Here is a 14087-nt window from a genome sequence, read left to right on the forward strand (position 1 = left end):
ACCTGAGCAGGCCACACTTCTAAGCAATGCTACGTTAAGTAGCACTTGCTCTAGAACCTTCACGCTTACTTTCTGTCGTTTTCTCGGCTTGTTGAGAGGACTTGTGTTTAGCACTGTATTGGACATTATTTAACATGACAGCAAAGACAATCACGCTACCCGTGAAGACCATTTGCCAATAAGCAGACACACCGATGATGACCAGACCGTCGGCGAGAAAGCCAATTACAAATGCGCCCAATAAAGTATTTCGAACCGTGCCACGTCCCCCCATCAGTGAGGCGCCACCGATAACAACAGCAGCAATCGCTGTCAGCTCATAGGTAGTACCTGCCGTAGGCCCAGCAGAGGTCAACTGTGAGGCAAGCACAATCCCAGCCAGGGCTGCGCACACGCCGGAAATAATGTAGACGGAGAGCTTAACGCGATTGACGGGCACCCCTGATAGCTCTGCAGCACGCGCATTGCCACCGGTAGAGTAAATCCACCGGCCAAACGGCGTACGACTGAGCGCCAACATGCAAATAACCGCAGCACAAAAGAGAATCAAAACACCTACAGGTATACCGAATAGTTTATTAAACCCAAGCCATTCAAACCCAGTATTACCTAATGTAGGGTCACCACTTAAACTATTGAACGTTAACCCATCGGTTAGCAGCAGTGCGGCTCCACGCGCGACATACAACATGCCCAGTGTGGCCACGAAAGCAGGCACTTTGAAGTAGGCAACTAATACGCCATTGATAGCCCCCACGAGGCCGCCCAGTAAGCAGGTAAGGACCACGACGACCCACACTGAAGGAAAGAAAGCCAAATTAAACGCTTCAATCTCCACCCCTTCTAACAACATACCCGCGAACACTCCGCAAAGTGCCAACGTAGAGCCAACCGATAAATCGATACCGCCAGTCAGAATGACAAACAGCATGCCAATGCCTAGCAAGCCAAAAACAGCCACATGCGAAGACATGGTTAAAAAATTACCCGTTGAAAAATAAACAGGCGAGAGTATGGAAAAGACAATAATGATCACGATTAATGCAAAAAAAGCCCTACCTTCCAGCAAAATCTTGACGATATCGATACTGTCTTTTTCAACTTGTAACGCGTTATTGTTGTGATGAGACATAGTCATTACCTATCCGATTGAATAATCATGCAGCAACTGATTCGCCCGAAGCAGCCATAATTTCATCTTTCGTTACACCCGGTTTGAATTCAGCGGAGATCCGTCCTTTGCTCATCACCAGCACTCTGTGTGGAATACTCAAGCACTCGCTCACTTCAGATGTTGTAAAGACAACCGCCAACCCCCGCCGAGCCCCTTGGCTCAATAACTTGAACACTTCGGCCTTGGCACCCACGTCGATACCACGGCTTGGCTCATCAAGTATGATGACGTCTGGATGGGTAGCCAACATCTTACCGATCACCACTTTTTGCTGGTTACCGCCAGACAATGAACCAATGGAAGCCTCCCCGCCGTCTGTTTTAATGTGCACCTTATCGATAGCTGAATTAATCATTTCTGCCTCCAAGCTGGAAGAAGTAAGCCCCTTGCGAGTAAACGCATGAATACTGGCTAGCGACAGATTTCTACCGACTGACAGGGTGGGTACTAACCCATCACGCTGGCGATCCTCAGGCACTAACACCAACCCTCTCTCGATTCGCTGTGCAATGTTGTAATGGGATACGTCAGTTGAGTTGAGCAAGATATCTCCCTTGGACTGCCGGGTTCGCCCTGCCACACACTCCAATAACTCAGTTCTTCCAGCGCCCATTAGCCCATAAATGCAGACAATCTCGCCTGCGCGCACATCAAGAGAAAGATCCTCAACAACATAGCGACCTGCCACTTTATCGTCGCTTATGTAAAGGTTCTGAATAGAGAGCGCGGTGGAGCCCTGCTCATACCCTGTGGGCGGTGAGCCAAGGTCGAAACTCTCTCCTACCATATGCCTGACGATCCACTGCAGGTCGATATCACTACGTGGGGCATAAGCAGTCATGACCCCATCACGGAGAACAACGGCATGATCGGTAATCTGCAGCGCCTCCTCCAAATGGTGAGAAATATAAACAATCGACACACCCTTGTTTTTGAGATCCTGGACGACTTTGAATAACGTCTCGACTTCCGTGGCACTCAATGCGGAAGTCGGTTCATCCATAATCAAAATGCGAGAGTTCTTGGACAGCGCTCTCGCGATTTCAACGATTTGTTGCTGCCCCACCCGTAGATCTTCGACCAGGGTAAGAGGGTGGATCGGTTCATCCAGCTCCTCCATTAACAATTCAGCCTGACGTGCCTCTTCTTTATAGTCGACGCTGCCTCTTCCTTTAGTCAGCTCACGCCCCATAAAAATGTTGTCACGCACATTCAGGTTAGGGGCCAAGCTCAACTCCTGATGAATAATGGTAATCCCCAGCGCTTCAGCATCCGACGGTGAAGAAAAGCTGACGCTCTCTCCTTCCAATACAATCTCCCCAGCCGTCTGAGCAATGACACCAGACAAAATTTTCATCAGCGTAGATTTACCCGCTCCATTTTCGCCAAAGAGCGTTGTCACCTGTCCTCGATATATATCGAAGTTCACTTCTTTGAGGGCTTGCACGGCACCGAAACGCTTTTCGATATTGCGTGCAGAAAGAATCACCGGAGCCACTTCCACTGTTGATGTATCGATACTCATAGCCGCCCCTCACTCAATGATCGCTATACTCACCGGCGTAATTAGCCAGTTTTTGGGATTTATCATGGTAAAAGAGCCAACTACCTCTAACGTTTTTCCGGTTAACTCTTGTCCGGAAATATCCGCAAGCACTTGACGCTTCATTTCATCATTGAGCGCTGCGCCGACATCTTGGTACTCAATCTGATTGGTAAAGTCGCCAAATTGAATATTGCCGGTTGTATCTCTCAGCGTAGTGCCATTAATGGCTGGGCCTGTTTGCACACGAATGACGATATCTGAAGGCACATCGGCAACCTCTAGGGTGTAAACGCCCCCCCGGCTTTCTACAGCAACTCCAGATAAAGAGACCGGCACAATATGGCCAATGCCGGCAGCGACGCCGTATTTCTCACCTGCCGCTCCGGCATCCTGGAGAACCTCTGGCGCCAATACCGATGCATTTACAGCGTTATTCTCGACATACGCTTGGATCTCTGGAAATGTTTCCTGAGCAAATTGCTGTGGTGAAAACCCCACCGCGCTCTCAAGTTCAGTAAGACTAATGACTTTAGTATCAAGCGCCATGAGTGCAACCAGCGCTAAAGCAAAAGCAGCTGCCACATAGGCCCTGATACGCTTATCACCGGGCACCGAATTTAATGTCGCCGACATAATCACTCCGGTTATCATTGTAGTTATAAATAAGTTATAAATAAGAAACTTCCACTACCTACTTCCCGCCAGGTATAAGCACAACCTTTAACGCGTTAGGGTCATTGCGCATTAGATCTAGCCCTTGATGAAATTCGGCTAACGGCAGCTTATGGGTCACCACATGGTCCGTTGGGAAATCACCATTACCAATGCCTTCAATGACAGGTGGGTAACAATAAGGGCCTAGATGCGCACCCAGTACATCCAGCTCTTTACGATCGCTAATAATGCTCCAGTCAACAGTCACTGGCTCTTTGAATACACTAAATTCGACAAAGCGACCCAATTTACGGATCATATAAAGACCTTGCTCTACCGACTGTACCGCACCGCTCGCCTCAATATAGATATCGCAACCATAGCCTTCCGTTATGCCTTTAACGTAGTCAATAACATCGACTTCAGCGGGATTCAGGACAATGTCAGCACCAAACTGTTTAGCAAGTTCTAAGCGCTTGTTATTGAGATCCAGTACGACCAGCTTGGAAGGCCCGGACTTTTTGATCGCACCGATCATTCCTAGCCCTAAGGTGCCTGCCCCGGAGAGGACAACCACATCTCCCAGTTCAATCTGCGCACGCTTAACGGCATGTAACGAACAAGCATAGGGTTCAATAAGAACCGCTTTCTCCATTGGAATCTCATCTGGCAACTTGTGATTAATGGCTTCTTTAGGAAAGACCATATATTCAGCCATACCGCCATTTACGTTGTGCTGAAATCCATACACATCGTGCTTTTCGCACATCCAGTACTGCCCACGGTTACAGAAACGGCACTCCCAGCAAGGCACGATTTGCTCGGAAATAACGCGATCACCGACCTCAAGGTTTTTAACACCCTCTCCTAAAGCCATCACATGACCAATAAACTCATGGCCTGGAATCATCGGTGCTTTGATATAAGCGGGCTGGGTTTCGTCTCCCCAAAAGCTGGGGGCGCCTTCATAGGCTTTGAGATCGCCTGCGCAGATTCCGCACGCTTCAACCTTTATCAGGACTTCACCCTCTCCCACCTTCGGCACGCCCACCTCTTCAAGACGATAATCACCAGGCGCGTAGGCTACGACGGCTTGCATGGTCAGAGGCAGTTCGGTGTGATTGTTGTTATCGGCGTTATGCATTACTCACTCCTAATATATCTTGTATTGCTTGGCTAGCGGCGCACGCTTTACAAAAGATCTTGTTGTGTACATATGAATTAACTGCTTTAAGCATAGCTGAGTCAATCCATAATGGAATTTTCTAATCTTATACTTTAGACCAATAGCATAATTGGCTGTTTTTTATATTTAAATTTTAAAAATGGAAACTATTTATTATTACGGCCATGCGAAAGCATCACTTAAAGCCATGCTATATGTTCCAGCATCGTACAAATGTACAAGCACCCGCCAAATATCACTGACATCGGAGCGAGGGACAAGGGGGAAACCAAGCATGCCAAAGAGTGCCCACATGCCCAAGAAAAGCCAATAAATGCAACAGAGGAAGTTGGGCCGACCTAAGCGTAAGGTGCCGAGAAATCCTAGATTTTGAATACAAATCAAGCGCGCACTTACCCGGTAGTCGCTTCATCGAGACGCAGAATGGTGTGCGCGTTAGTGACACTAGTCGCCAAGGTATCGATAACCCCGGTACGCAGCGCCCCCAGTATCCCAACCGCTTTAGTATTTTCACTGGCGATAGCAATAACGTCTGGAATACGCGTGAGATCCTGTATATTAAGTCCCACCACACGCCCCTGCATCTGCGTTGCGGAAGGCTTCCCATGGATATCGATAAAGTCATAGCCCATCATATCGCCCACGGTTCCAGAGAGCCGTGCTTCTGCAATTTCCTGGGCCGAAAACCACCCCATACGCACCATATTACTGTCTTCACTTACGTCACCCACTCCAATCAAAGCGGTATCCGCACGGCGAGCCCGGTCTAGCGTCTGGCGCACGGTAGAGTTTTCATACAATGCATCCCTAAGTTCACCGCTCTGTACCAGCGCAGGGGCATAAAGCGTCTCACTATCACCTCCAAACCTACTCGCCAAACGTCGACAAATATGATCGGGATTCATATGCTCGCCTGCGCGCAGCGAGCCACCAATTGCGCACACAAATGAAACCTTCAACGACTCCGCCAGGAAAACGTTATCCGCCACGGCGGCCACGTTACGACCCATGCCAACGGCTACGATCTGGCCATCGGTCAAACTACGCGACAGATGGTCTGCCACTAGGCTAGCGACTGACGAGCGCTGCACATCCGGGTCGGCATTATCCAGAGCAATCAACGCTCGCTTCAGGCCAAAGCGCCGTTTGAGCTCCTGCTCAATCTCAACACTAACGGCGGGATGCAGGCGCACTCGGACATCGACAATTCCTTCTGCCTGGGCACGCTTGAGCAGCCGCCCTATTCGCACACGCGAATGCCCGAGCCTATTTGCGATCGCTTCCTGCGTCTCCCCCTGCACATAGTAGAGCGTTGAAATCTCTGTCATTAAGTCTATATCTGCAGCGTCTTGACCATTCATCCTCGGCATCCAGGGGTTATTGAAGGGCATGTATCATGTCAGCTTGCTTGACACTTTTTCAACACAGGAATCAGCGCCTGAATAATCAGCGCCAATGAAACAGAGCCGGCATCAGGCGTACCCACGCTTTTTTCAGCCAATGGGCGTGCGCGGCCAACACGGGGAATTAATTGCCTGGTAGCCTCAGCAGCCTCACTCGCTATGCGTGCAGCGGATTCCCAGCAAGCCAAAGCTCCCTGGCCTTTCTCAGCCTCCCACGACAGGGCATCGGCAAAAGGCACCAGCACGTCGACAAGCGTTTTATCGCCCAATTCAGCCTTACCAAATGCCATGACTTGCTGGCGAGCATTGACCACGCCAGCAGCAAGACGCTGTCCTGATAACGGCTTCTCATTACCAAGCGACTCCCCCATCGCTTTTAAGATAACCCGCCAGATAGCACCAGAGGTACCGCCCGCTTCGTCTGACCAGCGCTGCCCAGCCCACTGCAGCACTGTCTCCGCGCCCGCGCCGCCATCAAGAGCCTCTTTGGCCGCTTCAAGCGCAGCCCTGCTGCCCCGCTGCATACCAATACCGTGATCACCATCCCCAGCCACAGCATCAATCTGGCCCAGCATCTCGCAGTTTTCATTGACCGTATTTGCGAGCACTTCGAGCGATTCAACGACGCCGCACGCTAATTTTCGCGAGGCATCGCTAGCCTCGGGAATCTCATCTTGCGTCACCACCTCTACCTCGGCAGGATCCAGCGCCTGCGCTGGCGTCACGCTGCCTTTTCGATAGCCCGGCGCATCCGCAGCGGCGGTCCACAGCGGCTCCATGTCTTTATCAAGCCAGAACAACGTCAGCGAAACCCCGGCCATATCAAGACTGGTCACCAGCTCGCCCACATCAGGCTCCACAATGCTTAATCCAGCTTCCTGCAGCAACTCGTCAACCTTGCGATAAATAACGAACAGCTCTTCATACTTAATAGTACCCAGGCCATTGAGTATCGGTGCCACCCGAGCTCCTTGGAGTCTGATACCGTCAGGAACTTCTTCCAATAATCGGGCAACGAGGATTTCTGCCAAGCCATCTGCGGAAGGAATATCCGTCTCACTAATACCCGGCTCGCCGTGAATCCCCAGCCCTATGGCCATCCTGCCTTCGGGCACATGAAAGAGCGAATCGGCTGCACCCGGTAACGTGCATCCCTCAAACGCCACTCCAAAAGAGCGCGTGCAGCGATTTGCCTCTTTCGCCACTTGAACTACTTCTTCCAGTGATAATCCCTTTTCTGCTGCAGCGGCGGCGGCCTTGAAAACGGTTAGATCACCTGCGATGCCCCGGCGCTTATCAATCTCCGCCAAGGGTGCACTGGCGACATCATCAGTGACCAGCACGATTTCACAGGGAATACCGTCCGCAATCAAACGCTCGCGCGCCTCACCAAAATGCAGCACGTCCCCCGCATAATTCCCAAAAGAGAGCAGCACACCACCGCCGTTGTTGGCGGCTTTGGCGACGGAATAAACTTGCTGTGCAGAAGGCGAGCAAAACAGATTTCCCATGACCGCCCCATGGGCCAACCCTTGCCCTACCAATCCCGCAAAGGTGGGGTAATGGCCGCTACCACCACCAACCACGACCGCAACACTATCTGGCTGGCTGCGCGTACTGCGTACGACACCTCCCGGCACAGCCATCAGCTTATCGCGATGAGCAGCTACTAAACCTAAACGAGCTTCTTCAGGGAAATCATTTGGATCATTAAATAGGCGTGTCATTATTATATCCTCTGGAGTGAGGCCAAACTGCGTGATCACAGCTTGCATGCTGTTGTTATTAATCAGCGTCGACGAATATGAGCGATACCACGGTTACGGAGTATTCAATCGAGACTCATATTCGTCAATCTTTGCTATTTTTAATTCGGAATTTCCACCCGAAAAGTTGCTGCCCAAAAAGGTTGCCACTATTGATTTAGCCAACTCTGGCCCAATCACTCTGGATCCCAGCGTGACAATCTGTGCATTATTACTGGTGCGCGCCTTTGCTGCTGAGTAAGTATCGTGCGCCTGCGCAGCGCGGATACCGGGCACCTTATTGGCAGAAATAGCCACTCCGATTCCCGTGCCGCATACCAGTACTGCACGATCGAAGCGCCCCTCCTTAATCGCCGTAGCCACCTCAAAGGCAACATCGGGGTACAGCACCGGCTGGGCATTAAAAGTGCCAAAATCTTCAACCTCGTAGCCTAACTCTCGGATATAACCAATGAGAATCTCTTTCAAGTCGTAAGCGGCCTCATCACCGCCAATGGCGACTCTGAGAGAAGACGTCGCACTAGACATTCATGCTCTCCCTTTCTAGGAAATAGAAACGCGGACGACTAACAACGATGAAAACCACCACGCAGTTGCCAGCCGTCTACTGACGCTATTCAATCTATCACTAACCGAGCATTTGTAAACACACCGATCATAAGATCTAGTTGTATTTTTTTGGAGGATTCAGGATAAAAACCAAGAAACAATCAATAATATATTGATAATAAAAGAGTTATATGGATATAAAGCATTATCTACCAAGCACTATACTTTTGTTCAATGACCTTAAAATCGATTTCAGTGGCACGCTGATTTGACTAAATCGGTCTAAATGGACAATCATTTGAACACAGAATGTTCATTTTTAAGGAGAGTAGGCAATGTCGCTTCTGGATGGATTACGCGAACACTCACTGGTCGTGGCCGACACGGGCGACTTGGATGCCATAAAGCGCTATCAACCGCAGGACGCTACCACTAACCCCTCATTGATTCTCAAGGCCTTCGAACTGCCTCGTTATCAAGAGTTGATCGACAAGGTGCTTGCTGAATCATGTAGTGATGAGAGCGACCTGAGCCGAATAGTTGACCAACTTTCGGTTGCGATTGGCGGGCAAATTGCCAATGTGGTACCTGGACGAATATCGACAGAAGTGTCCGCACACCTCTCTTTTAATACCCAAGCCAGTATTCACAAGGCCTACGAACTGATTGAGCGCTATGAAAAAATGGGCATTAACCGCAGCCGTGTGCTGATCAAGCTCGCGTCTACCTGGGAAGGGATCCGTGCGGCTCAGCAATTAGAGCGTGAAGGCATCAACTGCAACTTAACACTCTTGTTCAGCGATGCTCAGGCACAGGCCTGCTTTGATGCTGGGGTGTACCTGATATCGCCCTTCGTTGGCCGCGTTAGCGATTGGTATCAAAAGACAACAGGTGAACAGTTCACACCAGAAGAAGACCCTGGCGTGCTATTTGTAAAGGGGATTTGCGAGAGGGCTGCCGCTGGTCATTATGACACTGTCGTCATGGGGGCAAGTTTTCGTACCACCGATCAAGTATTAGCGTTGGCGGGCTGCCATCGCCTGACCATCTCTCCCGCACTGCTAGAACAGCTGGATAGCATGGAAGGAGAGGTGGCCTCAAAAATCCAGCAGAAAACCGTCACTCGTAAAGCATTCACACCGCTATCAGAAGCTGGCTTTCGTTGGCAGCATAACCAAGATGCAATGGCCAACGAGATGCTGGCTGACGGGATCCGACGCTTCGCCAGCGACCAACAAACATTAGAGTCGCTGATTGCTCAACGCTTGACTGCTCGCGCCTAACGACACGCTACTCAATATAACAACTAAGGTATCACTGCTATGAATAACCGTTTTGAGCTGGCCAATGCCATTCGCGCCCTGTCCATGGATGCCGTTCAGAAGGCCAAATCCGGCCACCCGGGCGCCCCCATGGGTATGGCTGATATCGCCGAGGTGCTATGGAATGACTACCTCAAGCACAATCCCGAAGACCCCAAGTGGGCCGATCGCGACCGCTTTGTGCTCTCCAATGGCCACGGCTCCATGCTGCTTTACTCGCTGCTCCACCTCAGCGGCTACGAGCTGAGCCTGGAACAGCTGCAGAATTTCCGCCAGTTGCACTCGCCTACTGCCGGACACCCGGAATTCGGCTACGCGCCGGGCATTGAGACCACCACTGGCCCGCTGGGTCAGGGCTTTGCTAACGCCGTGGGTTTTGCCATCGCGGAAAAAACCCTGGCGGCGCAATTTAACCGCCCCGGCCACACCATCGTCGATCACCACACATGGTGCTTTGTAGGTGACGGCTGCTTAATGGAAGGTATCTCCCACGAAGCGGCCTCGCTGGCCGGTACCCAGCAGTTGGGTAAATTGATCGCCCTTTATGACGACAACGGCATCTCTATCGATGGCGAAGTGGAAGGCTGGTTTACCGACGATACCGCCAAGCGTTTTGAAGCTTACGGCTGGCACGTGGTGCCCAATGTGGATGGTCATAAGCCTGAAGAGGTGAAAGCCGCTATTGAGCTGGCCAAGAGCCACGACGATAAGCCGAGCCTGATTATCTGCAAGACCATCATTGGCTTTGGTGCCCCCAACAAGCAGGGCAAGGAAGACGCCCACGGCGCCCCCTTAGGCGACGACGAAGTGGCCCTGGCACGCACTCAGCTCGACTGGCCCCATGCGCCCTTCCATATTCCCGAGCCGATCTACTCCGCCTGGGATGCCCGTGAAGCGGGCAAAGCGGCTCAGCAGGCGTGGGACGCGCGGTTTGCCCGCTATGCGGAAGCCTTCCCCACGGAAGCGCGGGAGTTCACCCGCCGGATGAAGCGCCAGTTACCCGCGGAACTGCCCACCGAAGCCTTGATCGAGCAGGCCCAAGAGCATGGCGAGACCATTGCGTCACGCAAAGCCTCGTTCGAAGCACTCAATGTGATTGGCCCACAAATGCCGGAACTGCTGGGTGGCAGTGCCGACCTGGCGCCGTCTAACCTGACCTTCTGGAAAGGCGCCAAAGCGATCACCCCGGAAGACGCCAGCGGCAACTACCTGCACTACGGTGTGCGTGAGTTCGGCATGGGGGCGGTCATGAACGGCATCGCTCTCCACGGCGGCCTGGTGCCTTACGGTGCGACCTTCCTGATCTTTATGGAGTACATGCGTAACTCGATCCGCATGGCGTCGCTGATGGGCCAGCAGGTGATTTACGTGTTTACCCATGACTCCATCGGCCTGGGTGAGGATGGCCCGACTCACCAGCCCATTGAGCAGCTCACCAGCCTGCGCACCACGCCGAATCTAAACACCTGGCGCCCCTGTGATGCGGTGGAAACCGCCGCCGCCTGGGATGCGGCCATCAAGCGTCACTCTGGCCCCACGGCGCTGGTGCTGTCACGCCAGAACCTGCCCCACCAGCAGCGCACTAAAGCGCAGTTGGCAGCGATTCAAAACGGGGCTTATGTTCTTAAAGACCCGGTGTTGAAAGACAGCGAAGGCACGCCAGAAACACCCGAGCTGATTCTGATTGCCACCGGTTCAGAAGTCGGCCTGGCGATGGATGCCGCCGCTGAACTCGAGCAGCAGGGCAAAGCGGTGCGTGTGGTCTCCATGCCATCGGCCTATCGCTTCAACGGTCAGGATGCCGAGTACCGTGAAAGCGTACTGCCCAAAGCGGTGACCAAGCGTATCGCTATCGAAGCGGCTCACGCCGACTACTGGTACAAGTACGTAGGTCTGGACGGCCGTGTGATCGGCATGACCACTTACGGCGAATCCGCCCCGGCAGGTGATCTGTTCAAACACTTCGGTTTTACCGTCGACAATGTGGTCAAGCAAGCAAATGAACTGCTGGGTTAAATCTTAAAAGCAGGCAAAAGCTCGAACCAGGCTCCTCACTTTGCTATCAAACGAGAGGAGCCTGATTTATTGAGGCTGTTCAATAAGGCTGCGGAATCTCGCCGTCGTCGTCATCATCGCGCATACGCGCTTGGCGTTCCGCCTCTTCCTCTTTGGCATCGTCAATAACTTCCATCAACTCATCGACGTTAGCGATATGGGTGTCGGCATCGAAGTGGCCGGTGAGCTTGCTATCCGGATGTAGTTCACCGGTTTCATACAGCGCCCACATCTCTCTGCCATATTCGGTGCTCAAAAGCGCGGGAGCGAACTGGCCGAAGTAGTTGCGCATGTTATCCACATCGCGATACAGCATCGCGGCCGCGCTGTTATTACCGGCAGCGTCAACGGCCTGGGGCAGATCGATAATCACCGGGCCAGAGGCATCGACCAGCACGTTAAATTCCGACAAATCGCCGTGAATCAGGCCCGCGCACAGCATCTTAACCACGTCTTGAATAACCTTGGCGTAGTAGGTCTCGGCCTGCTCTGGGGTAAGCGTGACTTCGTCCAAGCGAGGCGCGACGTTACCTTCGGCATCGCTGATCATCTCCATCAACAGTACGCCGTCCACAAAGCCATGAGGCTCAGGTACCCGCACACCCGCCGAGGCAAGACGGTAGAGCGCGTCGACTTCGGCATTCAGCCACGCCTGCTCCTGCTCTTTCTGGCCGTAACGGGTTTTTTTGGCCATCGCCCGTGAACGGCGACTATTGCGCTCTTTACGCCCCTCTTGATATTGAACGGCCTGTTTAAAGCTACGCTGTTTGGCCTCCTTAAATACCTTGGCACAGCGCACTTCTTCACCGCAGCGCACCACGTAGACCTGCGCTTCCTTGCCACTCATTAACTGCACCAACACCTCGTCGATCATTCCATCATCGACCAGGGGTTGTAATCGCTTAGGGATTTTCATGGTTAGCTGCGTCGGCTCCTCTTTGGTACGCGTTCAATAACGGATACGGCGAACACGGAAAGCCCGCCCTTTTAATTTATCACGCTCGAGTTTGGCCTGAGCCTGCTGAATCACATCGCGCTCAACGGCCACATAGGCGCTGCGGGCGAGCACTTTAATTTTACCCACTTGATCGCCGCGCAAGCCGCCTTCACTGGTCAGTGCGCCAAGAATATCGCCGGGGCGCAGCTTGTCTTTTTTGCCACCGGCTAACTGCAATGTCGCCATTAGCGGCTCGAACGGCACCGAGTGCTTCGGTTTAGGCAAGGGCTCAGTTTTAATCGCCTGCTCCAGCAACCCTTCCAGTCGCTCCAGCCGGTAACTCTCTTTAGGGGTTACCAGCGTACAGGCAATGCCACTGGCCCCGGCACGACCGGTGCGACCTACCCGGTGCACGTGAACATCAAGCTCGCGGGCAATTTGGTAGTTAAACACGGCGTCCAGCTGGGCAATATCAAGGCCGCGGGCGGCAACGTCCGTGGCCACCAGAATAGACGCGCTCTGGTTAGAGAACAGAATCAGAATGCGATCACGATCCTTCTGCTCTAAATCGCCATTGAGCGCCACGGCGCTAAAACCAGCATCGGTCAGTTGCTCAGCCACTGCCTGGGTTTCGCGTTTAGTGTTGCAGAATACCACGCTGGTCGCGGGCCGATAGACCAGCAGCAGTTGGCGCAGGGCGTCAAATCGCGCCTCTTCATTGGCGACACTGTAAAAGTGCTGTTGAATCGTCGTGGCGTCGTGCACCTCGGCGATTTTCACCATCACCGGTTCACGCATGACGCCACGGGTCATCTCGGTTAGACCGCCCGATGTCTGCTCGTCAGGGAAGGTCGCGCTGAACAGCAGCGTTTGACGGTCAGTTGGGGTCTCGGCAATGATGTCATCAATGGTTGCCTGGAAGCCCATATCCAGCATGCGATCCGCTTCATCTAACACCAGCATCGCGAGGGATTCCAGAGTGAGCGAGCCTTTGCGCAAGTGCTCGTCAATACGCCCTGGTGTGCCTACGACAATGTGCGCGCCGTGCTCTAAAGAGCCGAGCTGCGGGCCAAAGGGTGCACCGCCGCAGAGAGTCAGTATTTTTACATTGGCCATGCCGCGGGCTAAACGGCGCAGCTCTTCAGCCACCTGGTCAGCGAGCTCCCGGGTGGGGCACAGCACCAGGCCTTGCACCGCAAAGCTGTCTACTTTCAATTTAGCCAGCAGTGCCAAACCAAACGCCGCCGTTTTGCCTGAGCCAGTTTTCGCCTGCGCCAGCACATCGCGCCCGGCCAGCATCGGCGGCAGGCTTTCCGCCTGCACCGGCGACATTTCGTGATAGCCAAGGGACGCAAGGTTGCTCAGCAGAGCTTTTGGCAACGCTAACGAGGAGAAAGAGGAGTCAGACACGATATTACCTTGCTTGGGCCACAGGTAGATGGCCATCGGAAAACAGCGCACGCAGCCTAAAAGACAAACGACACGCGCAAATATT

Annotated in this window: 11 protein-coding genes; 2 read left to right on the forward strand and 9 right to left on the reverse strand. The window is 52.8% G+C overall.

Annotated features, from left to right (window positions below):
• Window positions 1-34 precede the first annotated feature (34 nt).
• The 7 genes from YERSI8AC_RS16945 to YERSI8AC_RS16975 all read right to left on the reverse strand — a co-directional run bounded on the left by YERSI8AC_RS16945 (window position 35) and on the right by YERSI8AC_RS16975 (window position 8257).
• Window positions 35-1132 carry an ABC transporter permease gene (locus tag YERSI8AC_RS16945; RefSeq protein WP_223828120.1) on the reverse strand — a complete coding sequence of 366 codons (1098 nt, stop codon included), beginning with the start codon at window positions 1130-1132 and terminating at the stop codon, window positions 35-37.
• A gap of 25 nt (window positions 1133-1157) precedes the next feature.
• A complete protein-coding gene (locus tag YERSI8AC_RS16950) occupies window positions 1158-2699 on the reverse strand; it encodes a sugar ABC transporter ATP-binding protein (RefSeq protein WP_052475594.1) in 1542 nt (513 codons plus the stop codon).
• Between the two features lie 9 nt (window positions 2700-2708).
• Window positions 2709-3353: a DUF2291 family protein gene (locus YERSI8AC_RS16955; protein WP_223828119.1), complete on the reverse strand. Its 645-nt coding sequence runs from the start codon at window positions 3351-3353 to the stop codon at window positions 2709-2711.
• Between the two features lie 58 nt (window positions 3354-3411).
• Window positions 3412-4518 (reverse strand): MDR/zinc-dependent alcohol dehydrogenase-like family protein, encoded by a 1107-nt coding sequence (locus tag YERSI8AC_RS16960; protein WP_159177150.1) that lies wholly within the window; start codon window positions 4516-4518, stop codon window positions 3412-3414.
• A 434-nt stretch (window positions 4519-4952) separates the two neighbouring features.
• Entirely contained in the window at window positions 4953-5921 is a 969-nt protein-coding gene (locus YERSI8AC_RS16965; RefSeq protein ID WP_022522469.1) for a sugar-binding transcriptional regulator, read from the reverse strand.
• 38 nt (window positions 5922-5959) lie between these two features.
• Window positions 5960-7690 carry a dihydroxyacetone kinase family protein gene (locus YERSI8AC_RS16970; protein ID WP_159177151.1) on the reverse strand — a complete coding sequence of 577 codons (1731 nt, stop codon included), beginning with the start codon at window positions 7688-7690 and terminating at the stop codon, window positions 5960-5962.
• Between the two features lie 93 nt (window positions 7691-7783).
• Entirely contained in the window at window positions 7784-8257 is a 474-nt protein-coding gene (locus YERSI8AC_RS16975; protein ID WP_022522467.1) for an RpiB/LacA/LacB family sugar-phosphate isomerase, read from the reverse strand.
• Window positions 8258-8613: 356 nt separating this feature from the next.
• On the opposite strand from YERSI8AC_RS16975, the gene tal reads away from it, so the two are divergent.
• Both tal and tkt read left to right on the forward strand, forming a co-directional pair.
• On the forward strand, window positions 8614-9561 hold the full coding sequence (gene tal, locus YERSI8AC_RS16980) for a transaldolase (RefSeq protein WP_009288670.1): 948 nt from the start codon (window positions 8614-8616) through the stop codon (window positions 9559-9561).
• Between the two features lie 39 nt (window positions 9562-9600).
• Window positions 9601-11616, forward strand: coding sequence for a transketolase (tkt, locus tag YERSI8AC_RS16985; RefSeq protein WP_159177153.1), 2016 nt, complete (start codon window positions 9601-9603; stop codon window positions 11614-11616).
• 79 nt (window positions 11617-11695) lie between these two features.
• Here the strand turns inward: tkt and YERSI8AC_RS16990 are convergent, their stop codons facing one another.
• Window positions 11696-12571: a PA4780 family RIO1-like protein kinase gene (locus YERSI8AC_RS16990; protein WP_159177155.1), complete on the reverse strand. Its 876-nt coding sequence runs from the start codon at window positions 12569-12571 to the stop codon at window positions 11696-11698.
• A gap of 33 nt (window positions 12572-12604) precedes the next feature.
• Window positions 12605-14038, reverse strand: a complete 1434-nt coding sequence (gene dbpA / locus YERSI8AC_RS16995) for an ATP-dependent RNA helicase DbpA (protein WP_022522463.1) — start codon at window positions 14036-14038, stop codon at window positions 12605-12607.
• Window positions 14039-14087 lie beyond the last annotated feature (49 nt).

Origin of the sequence: Halomonas sp. 113 (assembly GCF_904067645.1) — a bacterium.
In the GTDB taxonomy this organism is placed as follows: Bacteria; Pseudomonadota; Gammaproteobacteria; order Pseudomonadales; family Halomonadaceae; genus Vreelandella; species Vreelandella titanicae.